Below are 16,949 nucleotides of genomic sequence, written 5' to 3'. Positions count from 1 at the left end.
AATATGGCCGAACTGTCCACGTATAAAATAAAGATTTCAGTGAAAATTTCTCTTATTTGGCAATTTGGCCTTTAATATCTCGATATTGTGATAGAGCTTTCTGTAACATTCGCGTATCAAAAGCATTTTGCATTTCTGATAACAGTTCACCTGCGCGCTCTTGTTGGTTATTAGCAGCAATTTTTACCCAAGCAAAAGCCTTTAAATATAAAGCTTCATCTTCAAGGTATTGTGCTTGTTGAATTAAAGCAATAGCTAAATCAAGCTGTGCAACGGGTAAATCAAGAAGTGCAGCCTGCTTTAATAGAGGAATAGCTTTGTTATAATCTTTATCTTTTAGAAACTGCCAACCTTTAGCATGAAAGCTAACAGCTTTTGAAGAAGCTTTATAAACTTTCTCCTCTCCTTGCTCTATTTTATTTAGACCAATTACTTCAGAATGATCATCTTTATTGTTTTGATACTGTTGTTGCCAAAACGCTAACTGTTCAGCATTTTTCTTAACCAGCTTTCCTTCTTGATAAATTGACACTACTTTCTGTGCAGCAGATTTAGAACCTAATTTCGCAACACTTTCCAATATTGATAAACCTCTTTTAACTTCCTCCTGCTTTTCAGAAGATAACAGAAGCCCAGCCAAATTTTCTCCAGCAATTACATTGCCTGTTTTATAACTTAGCTCAAACCATTTTTGTGCTTTTACTAAATCAACTTTTGTTCCAAGCCCTAATTTATATATTAGCCCCAATTTTGATTGAGCTTCAGGGTTTCTATGCTCGGCAGCTCTAATCAAATAATAATAAGCTCGCTCATAATCTTGATAAACTATGTCACCACTAAAGTACATATTACCGAGTAAATTTTGTGCCTCTATATGATCTTCATCAGCGGCCATTCTAAGCCACTTAACCAAAGCATTATCATTCGTTTTTACGCGTTTTTTTTCACTATAAGCAGTCACCAATTGCACCATTGCAGGCACATAACCAAGTAACGCTGATTTTTCCAAAAACTCGATATATGCCTTATCGTTTTTCGTTAACATAGCAAAGTGATATGGCGCATCGGTCAATGAATCTTTAGTTGCTCCCTCTGCCGCTATCTTAAAATAATGCTCTGCTTGTTGATGATCTACTACATGTTCTTGCTGTCCCATATACAGAACACCCAAGATATAAGCAGACTTCACCTTAATTCCATCTTCGCTATAGTTATCAGCCAATTTCTTAAACAAATTGACAGCTTTTTCAGGATTTTTGGTCACGCCTTGAGAGCCATTTAAATAGACATGAGCGAGTTCGAACGCTATTTTATCGTCTAGCTTCGCCTCTTTTTCAAAGTAAGCTAATTGAGCGGCTGATAAATTATTGGCTACAGCGGAGTTTGTGCCACATAGCACTAGTCCAACGAAGATAACGCCAAAAACAAACTTATTCACTAGTACTACTCTCCTAATATTTTATTAATTAAACCAATAAATTAAGTTAGTAAATACTACAGATTTCCTAACTTACTGCAAGAAAAGCTACTACTGTATTTCTTATTCAGCGTTATCGTTTAACAAAGGTATTAACAGAGTGGGTGTCTTTATTATTCCAAGGAACTAATAAAGGCATAACATGTTAAGTAATCGCTCAAACTTAAAATAATAAAAAAGCAGCCTTATAAGCTGCTTTTATTAAATTGATAATTTAAATTTTAAGACATGTGCTCAACCTTGTAGGAGAGTAATTTATTACTCTCTCACAAACCTAAAAATTATTAATTATTACATTACTCAACCGTAACTGATTTCGCTAGGTTACGAGGTTGGTCAACGTCAGTACCTTTAATTATAGCAACATAGTAAGACAACAACTGTAATGGCAAGGTATAAACAATTGGTGCTATTAAGTCATCACAAACCGGCACTTCAATTACTTTCATAGTTTCATCGCTGCTAAAGTTAGCGTTTGAGTCAGCAAATACATACATTAAGCCGCCACGTGCACGTACTTCTTCAACATTTGATTTTAACTTTTCAATTAAATCGTTTTGTGGTGCTACAACAATAACCGGCATTTCAGCATCAATTAACGCTAGCGGGCCATGTTTAAGTTCACCAGCAGCATACGCTTCCGCATGAATATAAGAGATTTCTTTTAACTTTAATGCACCTTCCATCGCGATAGGGTACTGATCACCACGACCAAGGAATAATGCATGATGCTTGTCGGCAAAGTCTTCTGCTAAATCTTCAATTGAGCTTGCTAGTGCTAACACTTCTTCAAGTTTATTTGGCAAGGTCATTAGTGATTGAGCTATTTCATTTTGTTTTTGCTCTGACATGCCGTGATGTTGACCTATCGCTAAGGTCATCATTAGCAAACCAACTAATTGTGTTGTGAAAGCTTTGGTTGATGCTACACCAATTTCTGCGCCGGCTTTAGTCATAAAGGCAAGGTCAGACTCTCGAACCAATGAAGAACCGGCAACATTACAAATCGTTAAACTAGCGCGGTAGCCTAATTTTTTTGCTAGACGTAATGCCGCTAAGGTATCTGCAGTTTCACCTGATTGTGAAATTGTAACTAATAGCGCGTTTTTAGGAACATGTGATTGGCGATATCTAAACTCACTAGCAATTTCAATATTACATGAAACACCCGCAAGAGCTTCTAACCAGTAGCGAGCCACCATGCCAGAATGGTAACTTGTACCACAAGCAATGATTTGCACATGTTCAATTTCTTTAAAAATATCATCAGCACCATCACCAAAAGTTTGCGTGTCTAGTGCATTACCTAATAAACGACCTTCTAAAGTATTGCGAATGGCCGTTGGTTGCTCGTAAGTTTCTTTCAACATGTAGTGGCGGTATTCGCCTTTGTCACCAGTATCATGACTTACTTCTGATTCTTTTGCTTCGCGCACAACAGCGTTGCCATCGATATCAAAAATATTCACTTCAAAACGAGTTACTTCAGCGACATCACCTTCTTCTAAGAATGAAAATTTACGAGTAACAGGCAATAGTGCCAACATATCAGAGGCGATAAAGTTTTCACCAACTCCGTAACCAACAACTAATGGGCTACCTGAGCGAGCAACGACGACACGATCTTTGTCGCGCGTATCAACAACTACAGTGCCGTAAGCACCTTCTAATTGTTTAACTGTGGTTTGCACAGCAGCAAGTAAGCTCTCGGCTGATTTAAGTTCATGGTGAACCAAGTGCGCAATAACTTCAGTATCCGTTTCTGAAACGAATTCGTAACCTAAGCCTTGTAAGCGAGTACGAAGTTCTTCATGATTTTCAATAATACCATTATGTACTACTGCAATAGTTTCTGAAGATACATGTGGGTGAGCATTAATTTCACTTGGTGCACCATGCGTTGCCCAGCGAGTATGCGCAATACCTGTGCCGCCTGCTAATGGGTTGGCGTGCAAAGCATCAGCAAGTTCTTGCACTTTACCTAAACGACGAGCACGTTTTAGCTGGTTGTCGTTATCAATAATTGCAACACCTGCAGAGTCATAACCACGATATTCTAATCGTTTAAGACCTTCAACTAAGATGTCTGCTACATCACGCTGTGCTACTGCACCTACAATTCCACACATATTTCCTGTCCTTTTTTAACTGGCAATAACAAGGTTAACACCTTGCTTTATAATTTCATTTCGTACGTTTTCAGGCATATCAGCATCTGTAATTAACGTATGAATTTTGTTCCAAGGTAACTCTAAATTCGGTATTTTTCTGTTCAGTTTTTCTGAGTCTAACATCACAATAACTTCACGTGAAACTTCTGCCATAACACGGCTTAAACCTAGAAGTTCATTGAATGTTGTAGTGCCACGCGCCATATCAATACCATCAGCACCAATAAATAACTGATCAAAATCATACGAGCGCAAAACGTTTTCTGCAACTTGCCCTTGGAATGATTCAGAATGGGGATCCCACGTACCACCGGTCATCAACAATGTTGGCTCATTTTCTAAAGCGTGTAGGTCTGATGCAATTGCTAATGAATTGGTCATCACAACTAAACCTTGTTTCGCACTAAGCTCACGTACCAAAGCTGATGTTGTGCTACCACTATCAAGAATAATGCGATTATGATCGCGAATAAGTGACGCAGCTGTTTTAGCAATCAAAACCTTTCGTTTCGAAACTTTTTCAGTTTTTGGCTCAATAATTTCATTTGGCAATGGCACAGCACCACCATAACGACGTAACAATAAACCACTATTTTCCAATACCGCTAGGTCTTTACGAATTGTAACTTCTGAGGTATCAAACTTTTTAGCAAGGCTATCAACACTTACTTCACCTAAATTACCTAACTCTGCAATAATGGTATGACGACGTTGTTGCGTATTTCGTTTTGACATTTCTTTCGTTTGACTCTTAAAAGTTTCGATTTAAAACTTAGCTATTAGAACAAAAGCTGAAAATAAAAACAATATTTAATCATAATTACGACCACTAAAAGCATTTTTAATGTATTTAGCAGCACAATGTTACTTTTATATGACAAACGTCAGCGACTAAAAACAAAAATGCACTCATGATTAAGTGAGTGCATCTATTTTAGCGACAGTTATTCGTGCTACTTTTTCGTTGGACGTTTCCAGCCAGCAATATTTCGTTGCTTACCACGAGCAACGCTAAGCTCATTATCATCAACATTTTTAACAATAACTGAGCCTGCGGCTGTTGTTGCCATATCGCCGATAGTTACAGGGGCAACTAATGATGCGTTTGAACCAATGAAAGCGCCAGCACCAATAACAGTTTTTGATTTATTAACGCCGTCATAATTACACGTAATAGTACCCGCACCAATATTAGCTTTAGCGCCTACTTCAGCATCACCTAAATAAGTTAAATGACCCGCTTTAGCACCTTCACCTAACGTTGATTTTTTCATTTCAACAAAGTTGCCAACATGAGCATCACGTTTTAATTCTGAACCTGGGCGAATACGAGCAAATGGCCCAACAGATGCTACTTCACCAATAACAGCATCTTCTATAATAGAGTTCGGCTTTATTTCCGCGCCAGCACCAATGCGACAGTTTTTTAGAATACAGTTAGCGCCAATAACTACGTTATCTGCAATTTCAACATCGCCTTCAAAAATACAGTTAATATCAATTACTACTTCTTGACCAACATTAACATTACCACGAATGTCGATACGGTTAGGGTCGCGTAAACTCGCACCAGCTATCATAAGTTCTTCAGCCTTACGTAATTGATATGCACGCTCTAACCCTGCAAGTTGAACACGGTTATTGGCACCTTCAACTTCAATTTCACTGTCTGGGTGAGCAGTTGCTATTGTTTTACCTTCTTGATGACACGCAGCAATAATATCAGTTAAATAATATTCACCTTGCGCATTGTCACTAGATAAGTTTGATAACCAACGTTTTAAATCACCGCCATTTGCTAACAAAATACCGGTATTCGCCTCGTTAACTAATAATTGTTCCGCGTTAGCATCTTTTTGCTCAACAATGCCAACAACGGTATTGTCTGCATCACGTATAATACGGCCATAACCTGTAGGGTTTGCTAAGTGTACAGTAAGTAAAGCCATACCATTATCTGGTTTTGCGGCAATTAAACGTTGTAATGTGCTTACTTTCGTTAAAGGCACGTCACCGTAAAGTACTAAAACATCTTCATCATCGCTTAAAAATGGTGACGCCATATCGACAGCGTGACCCGTACCTAATTGTTCTTTTTGTTCGACAAAGGTTAAATCGTCGCCGGTAATTTTACTCTTTAAAATATCACCACCAAAGCCGTAAACCACATAAGTATTTTCAGCCGAAACTTGGCGCGCGGCATCAATAACATGAGCAACCATAGGCTTTTCAGCAACAGGGTGAAGAACTTTTGGTAAAGCAGAACGCATACGAGTACCTTTACCCGCAGCTAAGATAACAACAGAGAGAGCCATAAAATTTCCGGTTATTTTTATTAAATTAAACGATAGACGCCAGCATTGTAGCGCTATTTTAACCACGGCACTATTAAAATTATATGAATGAAAATTATCTTATTTTTATAGCAACTACAGCTGCTTGTATATCGCATATACCTTAGGTTTAGGTATATACTGTGCGCCAGATATTCTCTCACTTGTTAAAGAATTAGGAACACAGCTAAATGACACCCATTGCTGAGCAAATTGCTAAAGAACTTGCGGTACAAACCAGCCAAATAACGACTGCGATAAATTTATTAGATGAAGGGGCAACAGTTCCTTTTATTGCTCGTTATCGTAAAGAAGCAACGCAAGGCCTTGATGACAACCATTTACGCCACTTAGCACAGCGCCTAACTTATTTAAGAGATTTAGCGGCACGTAGAAAAGTTATTACTGCCAATATTGAGCAGCAAGGAAAATTAACGCCAGCACTAAATACTGAGCTTAATAATGCCGACAATAAAACTCGTCTTGAAGACTTATACTTACCGTTTAAGCCAAAAAGAAAAACCAAAGGGCAAATCGCCATTACCGCTGGGCTTGAGCCATTAGCCAATAAAATTTATAACAATTGGCAAACAAACCCAGAGCAAGAAGCTAGTGCATTTATCAATAAAGAGCAGGGTTTTGCTGACGAGAAAGCTGTACTTGAAGGTGCACACTTTATTTTAGTTGAGCGCTTTGCTGAAGATGCCAACCTAATTCAGAAATTACGCCGCCATTTACTAAAACAAGCGCACTTGTGCAGTAAAGTAATCAAAGGAAAAACCGCAGAAGCGGGGAAATATCGCGACTATTTTGAGCATTCAGAATTACTAAGAACTGTACCTTCACATCGAATGCTAGCTATGTTGCGCGGCCGAAATGACGGTTTACTTTCACTAAGTATTGACGCTGATCCACAGCAAGATGGTTCATTTTCAAGTGCCCAGCAACTGATTACCGAACATTTTAATTTGCGTTTAACCGGGCAAGCTGCCGCACAGTTCTTAACCAAAGTGGTCAATTCAACTTGGAAAGTTAAACTCAGCCAAAGCTTAGAAACTGAGTTATTGGGTTCATTGCGTGAACAAGCAGAAATAGAAGCAATAAAAGTATTTTCACGTAACTTGAACGATTTGCTTATGGCAGCGCCTGCTGGCGCAAAAACAACTTTAGGCCTAGATCCTGGCATGCGAACAGGGTGTAAAATTGCTATTGTAGACGCAACAGGAAAATTGCTGCAAACCGCAACTATTTTCCCACACGCACCACAGAATCATTGGGATAAATCACTACGCACTATAGTCAACCTTTGCCAACAACATAAAGTAGAACTTATTGCCATTGGTAATGGCACTGGCTCACGTGAAAGTGACAAATTAGTCGCTGAAGTAATCAGCAAAATAGAAAATAACAAGCCAACAAAAGTGATCGTGAGCGAAGCAGGTGCTTCGGTTTATTCCGCATCAGAATTAGCCGCTAATGAATTTCCGGAATTGGATGTTTCAATACGTGGTGCGGTTTCTATTGCTCGTCGCTTACAAGACCCATTAGCAGAGCTGGTTAAAATTGATCCCAAAGCCATTGGCGTTGGTCAATACCAACATGATGTTAGCCAAAGCCAGCTTAGCCTTACCTTAGACAATGTTATTGAAGATTGTGTTAACGCTGTTGGCGTTGATTTAAATAGTGCTTCCGCGCCATTGCTTGCTAGAGTGTCAGGTTTGAATAAAACCATGGCAAATAATGTCGTTAATTACCGTAATGAAAATGGTCGTTTCAACAACCGTAATGAACTTAAAAAAGTTGCTCGCCTTGGTCCAAAAGCATTTGAACAAGCTGCTGGTTTCTTGCGTATCACAAACGGTAATAATCCGCTTGACTGTTCAGGTGTTCACCCAGAAACCTATGCAATTGTTGAGCAAATATTAGCTCAAACAACTCAAAATATTAATGAATTGATTGGTAATAAAGCTGTGCTTAACGCCATTAACATTGAGACATTCACTGACGAGAATTTTGGTGAAATTACCGTTAAGGGTATTATTAATGAATTAGAAAAGCCGGGACGAGACCCTCGACCTGAGTTTAAAACGGCGACTTTTAAAGAAGGGGTAAATACAATAGCCGATTTAAAAGTGGGCATGATTTTAGAAGGCGTTATTTCTAATGTCGCTAACTTCGGCGCTTTTGTTGATGTTGGCGTTCACCAAGACGGCCTAGTGCATATATCATCATTAACGAATAAGTTTGTTAGCGATCCACATGAAATAGTAAAAGCTGGCGATGTTGTTAAGGTTAAAGTAACCGAAGTTGACCCTCAACGTAAGCGTATTAGCTTAACCATGCGCTTAGATGAAACACCAAAACAGCCTAAAGCTCAAGCTACTGAAAAAGCGTCAAAAGCAGCACCTCATAACAATAAAAATAAGCGTCCATCAAAACCACAGCAAGCTAAGCCAGCCAACAATGCAGCCATGGGTAACGCCTTTGCTGATGCTTTTGCTAAATTAAAAAAATAACACTGGCATGCAGTGCTGATAAGTAAATTAAAAAGTTAAACTAAAAATTCGCAATAGTCATATTGCGGGTTTTAGTTTGCTATAAAGTGATTACTATCAAATAACTCACCACCATTACATTCTATAACTTGTACTTTTGGCACAACTCGTTACTATGGCGGCCTTTAAATCATCAGCACAGTATTAACAGCCGTTTTATGGATCTCAGCAGTTACTCTCTCTATTTTAGTATTTCACTTCTTGCTTCTATCAGTATTGGACCATCTGTTATTTTAGCGGCCAGTAATGGCATTAATTTTGGTCGAAAAAAGGCATTAGCCGGCGTTTTAGGCCACGTTAGCGCGGTGATGATTTTAGCGCTAATATCTGCATCAGGTTTAGGGCTTATTTTAATGGCTTCTGATCTTGCATTTACTATCATTAAATATGTAGGTGCTGCTTACCTAATTTATATTGGTATCGCTATTTGGCGTAATAAGGGCAGCTGGTCTTTTACCGATAAAGGGGCGATAACACCACAAAAAAGAGCGTTATATAAACAGAGCTTATTACTAGGATTAAGCAACCCAAAAGCTTTAGTGTTTTTCTCAGCATTATTTCCACAGTTTATCCAACCAGAGTATGCGGTTTTACCACAGTTTTTATTACTTGCTGGCACCAGTTTATGTAATGCTTTTATTTTTACCTCTGTTTATGTTTTAGTTGCCTTTCGCTTTCGCCAATATTTCTTATCTTCCGTTAGCCAACGCTGGGTAGGAAAAACAACTGGCAGTATATTCGTTGGCTTTGCCGCAGCACTTGCTGCTAACTAAGTATACCTACCGAGGTACATCGACAGCTACGAACCACCATGTGATCACGACATACCATTCATCGACGTACAGGGAAGTACTAATGCCGTGAAGCCATGGATGACTTTGAACGGTCTGAATATAAAAAAAGGGAAGCTAATGCTTCCCCAAAAAAACCTCGGTTGGGAGGTTAACTAACGCAAAACGCTATAGAGCAATATGAACTTAGCATATTACCCCTAATGTAAACTAAAGCACGTACTTAGCAGAAAGTTGAACGTAATCAGAATCTGCATTTTGGTCCGCTGATTCAAAGTTACCTACTTCGAAACCAAATGAAAGTTCTTTAGTGTAATTTTTAAAGATATTTACACCCCAATGTCTTCTGTCTGCATCCGCAACTTCTGTGGTGGTTTTACCATAAAATGCGGTACTACGAATATCATCTGTCCAGAAGTGACGGTAAGCAACAGAGTATGATGTTGTTTCTTCAACTTCTTCACCGACTAAATCACGTGCGGCTACTACACCTACGTAACGGCCTGTTTCTCCACCATGGTATTGAAAACGAAAGTCATCTTTACCAAATGTTTTAATTCTACCTGCAACACCGTAACCAAAAGCTGATTCAGTGTTGCCACCCACGGTATTTAACTGACGTGCTAAACCAGCAACCGAAACGTTACCCCAGTCCCCTTTAAAGGTATATTTAGCGATAACGTCTGGCACTGAATCTTGGCTTGGGTCCCCTTTATCTGACTCAGGGTTCTCAATCGCTACTTGAAAGTTTCCTTGGCTGTAACGAATTTGCCCCTGTCGAATAAAGGCTGCGGCATTTAACGTACCACCGAAATCAGCTGCTTCTGCCAAAGCACTAGTATTAACAAAGGTTGACCATGTTTGACCGACTAGGATATTTTTATATTTAATAAATGCGTGACGAATTCTTGGATTTGATGAATTTGAAACAATTTCATTACCACCACCACCATGAAAATCCATTTCGATAAAACCAGTAACATCACCATGAACATATTTAGTATTAAAACGAGACTCAGTGGCACGGAAACTAAACTGTGAGATGTCACCAACATTACCTGCACCTACCCAGTAATCTTTAGTGATACTGTTGATATTACCGTCAACGTAGCGAGTATCGAGTTTAATATAGCCACCAAAGGTAATGGTGTCTTTATCAGACAACTTAATTTCATAACCAGCATTTGCACCGCCAGCCATTGCTAACAAACCTGACGCTAATAAAAGCTTTTTCTTATTCAACATTTTACTTTCCCCATGTGTTATTTACCTTAGAGCAACAACATCAATACTCTGGTTTTTATCGTTTTAATTATTTAATTAACGTTTTCATTTATTATTTTTTTGCTGAAAATCGTACCTTTTTGTTGTGCTTTTAAGCTGCACAATAGCTATTCATTACCTGTGTTTTTAATCTTTGTCTGCATAGCGATTTATTTACTAAGTGCGGCAACTCATCAACAAAAGTGATCGCTTCTGGTAGAGCAAATTCTCCGTAACAACCTGCTAGTTTTGCATTGATCGCTTGTGATACCTTTGCCGAATGAATGTTTCCACGATTAAGTTGCGCATAAACGTGTAGGCCATTACCTTTATGCTCGTGAGGCACACCAAATACAGCAACATGCTCAACAGCAGCTAATTGCTCAATCAAAGTTTCCAAAATATGATTTTCAATTCGATAACCGCTAACGTTGTGCGTATTTTCTGCCTGAGATACTAACCAGATATAATCAGAATCAATGCTTTCTTGTGACTGACCATCAACAGTATCTGCGTCAAAAAAATAGAACCATTCGCCAGAAGATGACTGCAGCCACGATAACTGAAGTTGTTGTCCAATTTTGCTCACTAAAGTGTTCGCTAATTTACTCATCATCTGCTCTTTTATGCTTGGCTGTTCGAAAACTATGCAAATATATTAACTGTGCTGTTAACACTAGAGAGTAAGTAAAAATTTAGAAATTAGACCTAAGTCTACATTGCTGTAAAATCCGGGTAGACTTTAGTCTAAAGCAGCAAAAAAATAGCTGTTAAAGAGGGTTATGTTGTTAATTACCGCAGGTGTTAATCACTTAGTCGAATAGTACAACGAAGAACTCAAAAGAAGTGTTAGAATGCTAAAAATTGAATTTTTATCGCTGATAAATAAAAGGTTATGCATGATTGCTAAAATGAAAATTGTCACCTCAACTATGCTATTAGCTTGCTTAGCAACGGTAGCTAGTGCGAATAATAAAACCCTTGATATTGAAAAGTATCAAAAAGCTGAACATCAATTAAGTAAGTTTACGGATAAATTAGTTACAGGTACCGTAGATTACCCACACTGGGGCCATAACGAACAGTTGCTATATCGCAGCCACACATTGCAGGGCGAACAGTTTTTTATTCTTGACGCTAAAAGCAAACAAAAGAAATTGGCGTTCGATCACCAAAAACTTTCCGAAGCACTTGCCCGCGTTACGGAGCAAGAAGTTAATAAAAAAAAACTACCTTTTAGCAGCTTTGACCTTATCAGTGAAACGCAAATAGCTGTGAAAGTAAAAGGTAAGCATTATCAATGTAATATTGAAAACTACCTATGTAAGCAAAGTAAAAATGCTATTAAGAAAAACGAACTAGTTGCACCAAACGGCAAACAGGCAGTATTTATAAAACAACATAATTTATGGTTAAGAAATTTACAGGACAATAGCGAAAAGCAGTTAACCACAGATGGTATTAAAGATTTCGGTTACGCCACCAACAATGCAGGATGGATCCGAAGTGAAAAACCAGTTGTAAAATGGTCACCTGATTCTAAAAAGTTAACTACATTTAAACATGATGGCCGCAAAGTAGGTGAAATGGGGATAGTGTCAACGGAAGTTGGTCACCCCAAAATTGATGTGTGGAAATACCCATTACCTGGTGATGAAAATATTTTCAAAATTCACCGAGTTGTGATTGACGTTGAAAGTGCCGTAGTTACTCCACTTGCAATGCCTGCTGATGATCATAGATCAACCATTACCGACCATGTTGCTGGTCGCGATGGCAGCCTACTTGATGTTGACTGGTCAACTGATAGTCAACATTTTGCCTTTGTTTCATCAACGCGTGACCACAAAAAGGCAACATTAAAAATCGCCGATGCCGATACTGGCAAAGTTAAAACCATATTTACCGAAATAGAGCAAAGCTTTTTCGAATCTGGTGTTAGCGGCATTAGCTGGAAGTACCTTGATAAAAGCAATGAAATCATTTGGTTTTCACAACGCTCAAACTGGGGACATTTGTACCTTATTGATGCGAAGACAGGGGAAATAAAAAACCAAATTACCCAAGGTGATTGGACTGTACTTGAACTACTAAATGTCGATCAAAACACCGGCAAACTTATTTTTACAGGTGCTGGCAAAGAGGGGAGTGATCCTTACTTTCATTATCTTTATAGCATCAATAAAGACGGCTCAAACTTAACTTTACTAACTCCAGAGAAAAAGCATCACCGCATTACTTTAAGTAAAAATGCTGAATACTTTTTAGATAGAGTATCAACACCAAATCAAGCGGAAGTTAGTTTTATTCGCAGCACTCAAGATAAATCTGGTTTCGTTGTTGAACAAATGGACATTAGCAAGCTTACCGCAACCGGCTGGCAAGCTCCTACACCATTTATAGTTAAAGACCGTAATGGTGAACAAGATATTTACGGCTTGCTATATAAGCCTAGCGATTTTGACGCTAGCAAATCTTACCCTGTAGTAAATTATTTATACCCAGGACCACAAGTAGGCAGTATTCGTGGTCGTGACTTTAAAACGGCTCGTGGTGATAACCAAGCTATTGCCGAGCTGGGTTTTATTGTGATTGAGATTGACGCACTAGGTACACCAGGGCGTTCGAAGAGTTTCCACGAGTTTTACTATCAAAACATGGGTGATAGCGGTATTCCTGACCAAGTTGCTGCTATTAAACAATTAGCAAAACAGCATAGTTGGATTGATAGCTCTCGCGTCGGTATTTGGGGTCACTCTGGTGGTGGTTTTGCTTCAACACGCGCATTATTGACATATCCTGACTTCTACTCTGTTGCCGTGTCACAAGCGGGTAATCACGATAACCGAAACTATGCCGATGAATGGGGCGAAAAATACCATGGCGTATTAGTTAAAAATGAAGACGGCACGACAAACTACGACAGCCAAGCAAACCAATTAGTTGTTGAAAACTTAAAAGGCAAGTTATTAATTGCGCATGGCACAACAGATACTAACGTACCGCCTTACAACACATTAGTTGTTGTAGAAGCCCTTATTAAAGCCAACAAAGATTTTGACATGCTAATGCTACCAAATCGTGGCCATGGCTTCGCAAGAGAACCATACATGATGCGTAAACGTTGGGATTACTTTGTTGAACACTTACAAGCCGTAACGCCGCCTAAAGAGTTTAGTTTTAGTAAATAGCTTTAATTGGTGGCAAAAAAAATGCCAGTAGTCGTTACGAATGCTGGCATTTTTATTAGAAAAAATAAGGTATTACTAAGTATTTAATATTTGTGATCGTACATAAAATATCATCAATGATTTATTTACTACGCACGTAAACATTACCACTATAAGTTGCTAAGGTAATATCTTGGCCGCCACCATTAACACTGGCACTCATCATGCCGCCTATCACTATTTTCTGCTTACCACCTTTGTTTTCCCGTGTTGCATCTTCCGTGGTCACAAACTCAGTGGCAAGACCCGAAAGTATTTCACCTTTATAGTTTTGTACGTTAATTTTCGCTGCCGTTTCTTTTCCGACACTAATATCGATATTGCCACTATGGGTGGTTAACGACGTTGGATTTTCTTGTGCTAATTTATCAAAAGCGACAACAATATCTGTACTATGAGTTTCAGCCACCATAGGGCCGGAAACGCCATTAGCAATAATGCTGCCTTTAAAGGCTGAAACCTCTATTGCGCCAGCGATATTATTAATTTCGATATCACCACCTTGATATAGCTCGATATCTAAACTGGTATTTTTAGGAACCTCAATACGTAGAACAACTTTTTGCGTGCTATATTCGCTTGAAATATCAATTTCATTATCTTCTTCTTCAATAGAAAGCTGCAGCATATTATTTTTAACTGACTTCAATCCTTCAGATGATCGTGGCTTACTTTTATTAACCCGTTGGTAATTTCCATTCTGACGATGAGGTTTATGATGATCGGCATCGTTAAATTCTTCAACCTTCGCTGTAACTTTCACTTCAGTGCCATCGTAACCCTCAATCCAAATAGCTCCTGTATGTATTTCAGCACTTAAGCTTGCCGGTTGCTCAGGGTTTGACAAAGGCAAACTATAAGTTCGCTCAAGAGCATATGCGTTTTGCATTAACGCCGGCAGTAATAATACGGCTAATACTGAGGTAAGTTTATTCATAATAATGACTCCAATAAATTTTATTAAATATGGGTAATAGCGTTAACTTTCTTTAAAAATTCAGCCATATCAGGACTTAACGTACTGGCATTTAACTGCCTAATTAACTGAGACTGAGTTTGTTGGCTACCAACATTAAGTAGCAAACTCGATAATTCAATTTTTACTAAGGTATTTTGTTCGTTTTCAATAAGCGTTAATAATGTTGGCTCATACTCTGTAATATCTGACAAAGTGCTAAAGGTATTGATAATGGCTAACTTAACCGCGGATGAGCGATCATTTGCTAGGGTAGTCATTAAGGCTTTCATCAAAATGGGGTTGGTTAAACCTGTTTCCTGACTGTAAGCAACGCCAGTAAGACGTTCAGCCGCTGATGATTTTTCTAACATAGATAAGGCAAGCATGGTGCTTAATGATGAAACTTCTTGCTGTAACTTCGACAAGCCCACATCCGCACTTAATTGTTCCGGTTGGCTATTATTGTCGTTAGCATTAAAACCAATAATAAACACTAGAGCTAACGCAGCTACTCGAGCAAACGGCTTAACAGGGGCAACAGTAAAAAGTTCGCCTAGTTTCGCTAATATTCCTGACTTACCTTTAGCTACCGGCTTAGCATCTGTAACGATATTTTTTTGCGCCGCTTGCGCTTGTGAAAGCATTTGATAAAAGCGCTTATCCATTTCACTTGTCGGCATTTCGTACTTGCCTTGTTGCCAAAATGCATCAATAAACGCCAACTCGGTTAACAACTCAGGGTGTTTATCCAAATACAACTGCATTTCGTTAGTAAGCACTAATTCTGAGCTAATATCGCCATTAAGCGTTGCTAGTTTCCAATCAATAATAGTTTGATGATTAATCATTGTGCCTCACCTGATAACTTACTGTATTGCTGATGTAACTTACTTATCGCATTTCGCATTTTTGACTTTAGCGTATTCAAATTACAGTCAAGTAACGCCGATATTTCATGATAATTAAGTTGCTGAAAGCGGCTTAAAATAATTATTTCTCTATGTTCGGCTGAAATATTCGCGAGAGATTGATCAAACATATCTTGTTGCTGCACCGAGACCGCTTGCTCTGTTGTACAGTGCTCAGACGGTACTTCATGTTCGTCGATATCTTCATGCTCAACATTGCCTTTATTTTTGCGATAAATATCGGCTGCGGTATTTCTAGCAATACCATACATCCAGCTACTAAAAGTACTAGAACCATTAAAACTGCTGCGATATGCCAATATCTTCATAAAGGTTTCTTGCACCAAGTCTTCACTTTGCGCTTGATTGTTACCCTTTTTCCGAAAATAGTTAAACAACTTAACCTTGTTGTTTTCGTACAGAATAGCGAGTTTATCTAGCTGTCCTGCCTGCACTTGCAGCATTATGTCCTTTTCATTCACCATCGCTGATTTTGTTTCCCATCATCACCCCAATCGCTCTGGGTGAATTTGATGTTATTTATTTTTTGTTATAATTATTAATACCTGATATTTATTAAAAGGTTTATAAACTTTTTAATTAATTTCTTATAGCTATAAAAAAAGGGCTTAACGCCCTTAATTATTTTCGATCTTTGGTTTATTCGTGCTATTTACGAATACCCTCAATGTGTAGCTCTAAATCAACTTTACCAAAATCTTTTTTAAAGCCAAAATCACCCATAGAAATAGAAGCAGTACCATTAAAGCCTGCACGGTAACCACCCCACGGATCTTTACCTTCACCAACTTTAACAGCGTCGATAACTAAAGGCTTAGTTACACCATGCATAGTAAAATCACCGATGATAGCTAATTTACCATTTCCTTTATCTTCTACTTTTGTGCTTACAAATGTTGCTTGTGCATATTTGCTAACATCTAGAAAGTCATCTGAACGGACATGCTTATCACGCTTGGCGTGATTAGAGTCAAAACTTGAAGTGTCAATTGTTACCGAGATTTTCGAAGCAGATACATTATCTTTATCATAAGAAAAGTTACCTGAAAATTTATTAAAGCGACCCGTTAAAACGCTAAAACCCATATGGCTCGTTTTAAAGTTAATTGATGCATGAGCACCTTTAGTATCGATAACGTAATCTGCAGCGAATGCTGGCATTAATGCGCTTGCTGTTAGCAGGGCGCTTGCAAGAAGTAATTTCTTCATTTCCTTTCCTTAATTTACTTATTATTTTTAATA

13 protein-coding genes are annotated in these 16,949 nt (G+C 38.4%); 3 read left to right on the top strand and 10 right to left on the bottom strand.

The window, feature by feature from the left end:
• Window positions 1-52: 52 nt before the first annotated feature.
• From AC27E9_RS00315 to glmU, 4 genes are all read right to left on the bottom strand, one after another.
• Window positions 53-1,438 (bottom strand): tetratricopeptide repeat protein, encoded by a 1,386-nt coding sequence (locus AC27E9_RS00315; RefSeq protein ID WP_487126253.1) that lies wholly within the window; start codon window positions 1,436-1,438, stop codon window positions 53-55.
• Window positions 1,439-1,773: 335 nt separating this feature from the next.
• Window positions 1,774-3,606 carry a glutamine--fructose-6-phosphate transaminase (isomerizing) gene (gene glmS / locus AC27E9_RS00310; protein WP_487126252.1) on the bottom strand — a complete coding sequence of 611 codons (1,833 nt, stop codon included), beginning with the start codon at window positions 3,604-3,606 and terminating at the stop codon, window positions 1,774-1,776.
• A 15-nt stretch (window positions 3,607-3,621) separates the two neighbouring features.
• Window positions 3,622-4,383: a DeoR/GlpR family DNA-binding transcription regulator gene (locus AC27E9_RS00305; protein ID WP_487126251.1), complete on the bottom strand. Its 762-nt coding sequence runs from the start codon at window positions 4,381-4,383 to the stop codon at window positions 3,622-3,624.
• 218 nt (window positions 4,384-4,601) lie between these two features.
• On the bottom strand, window positions 4,602-5,963 hold the full coding sequence (gene glmU / locus AC27E9_RS00300) for a bifunctional UDP-N-acetylglucosamine diphosphorylase/glucosamine-1-phosphate N-acetyltransferase GlmU (RefSeq protein ID WP_487126250.1): 1,362 nt from the start codon (window positions 5,961-5,963) through the stop codon (window positions 4,602-4,604).
• Window positions 5,964-6,172: 209 nt separating this feature from the next.
• On the opposite strand from glmU, the gene AC27E9_RS00295 reads away from it, so the two are divergent.
• The gene (locus AC27E9_RS00295; RefSeq protein WP_487126249.1) at window positions 6,173-8,497 is read left to right on the top strand and encodes a Tex family protein; all 2,325 of its coding nucleotides are present in this window, start codon (window positions 6,173-6,175) and stop codon (window positions 8,495-8,497) included.
• A gap of 197 nt (window positions 8,498-8,694) precedes the next feature.
• On the top strand, window positions 8,695-9,309 hold the full coding sequence (locus tag AC27E9_RS00290) for a LysE family translocator (RefSeq protein ID WP_487126248.1): 615 nt from the start codon (window positions 8,695-8,697) through the stop codon (window positions 9,307-9,309).
• A 228-nt stretch (window positions 9,310-9,537) separates the two neighbouring features.
• On the opposite strand, the gene AC27E9_RS00285 is transcribed toward AC27E9_RS00290, so the two are convergent.
• A complete protein-coding gene (locus AC27E9_RS00285; RefSeq protein WP_487126247.1) occupies window positions 9,538-10,572 on the bottom strand; it encodes a DcaP family trimeric outer membrane transporter in 1,035 nt (344 codons plus the stop codon).
• A gap of 130 nt (window positions 10,573-10,702) precedes the next feature.
• Entirely contained in the window at window positions 10,703-11,206 is a 504-nt protein-coding gene (locus AC27E9_RS00280; protein WP_487126246.1) for an AMP-binding enzyme, read from the bottom strand.
• A 283-nt stretch (window positions 11,207-11,489) separates the two neighbouring features.
• On the opposite strand from AC27E9_RS00280, the gene AC27E9_RS00275 reads away from it, so the two are divergent.
• The gene (locus AC27E9_RS00275; protein WP_487126245.1) at window positions 11,490-13,781 is read left to right on the top strand and encodes a S9 family peptidase; all 2,292 of its coding nucleotides are present in this window, start codon (window positions 11,490-11,492) and stop codon (window positions 13,779-13,781) included.
• A 121-nt stretch (window positions 13,782-13,902) separates the two neighbouring features.
• Here AC27E9_RS00275 and AC27E9_RS00270 read toward each other — a convergent pair whose 3' ends face one another.
• From AC27E9_RS00270 to AC27E9_RS00255, 4 genes are all read right to left on the bottom strand, one after another.
• A complete protein-coding gene (locus tag AC27E9_RS00270) occupies window positions 13,903-14,757 on the bottom strand; it encodes a DUF4097 family beta strand repeat-containing protein (protein WP_487126244.1) in 855 nt (284 codons plus the stop codon).
• Between the two features lie 23 nt (window positions 14,758-14,780).
• Entirely contained in the window at window positions 14,781-15,626 is an 846-nt protein-coding gene (locus tag AC27E9_RS00265; protein ID WP_487126243.1) for a hypothetical protein, read from the bottom strand.
• Window positions 15,623-16,171: an RNA polymerase sigma factor gene (locus AC27E9_RS00260; protein ID WP_487126242.1), complete on the bottom strand. Its 549-nt coding sequence runs from the start codon at window positions 16,169-16,171 to the stop codon at window positions 15,623-15,625. The genes AC27E9_RS00265 and AC27E9_RS00260 overlap by 4 nt, the downstream gene beginning before the upstream one ends.
• A 184-nt stretch (window positions 16,172-16,355) precedes the next feature.
• Window positions 16,356-16,916 (bottom strand): YceI family protein, encoded by a 561-nt coding sequence (locus tag AC27E9_RS00255; protein ID WP_487126241.1) that lies wholly within the window; start codon window positions 16,914-16,916, stop codon window positions 16,356-16,358.
• Window positions 16,917-16,949: the final 33 nt, after the last annotated feature.

It is taken from the genome of Colwellia meonggei, from assembly GCF_057537295.1.
Note: the sequence above shows the minus strand (reverse complement) of the source record. Positions and strands in the feature narration are given on the sequence as shown.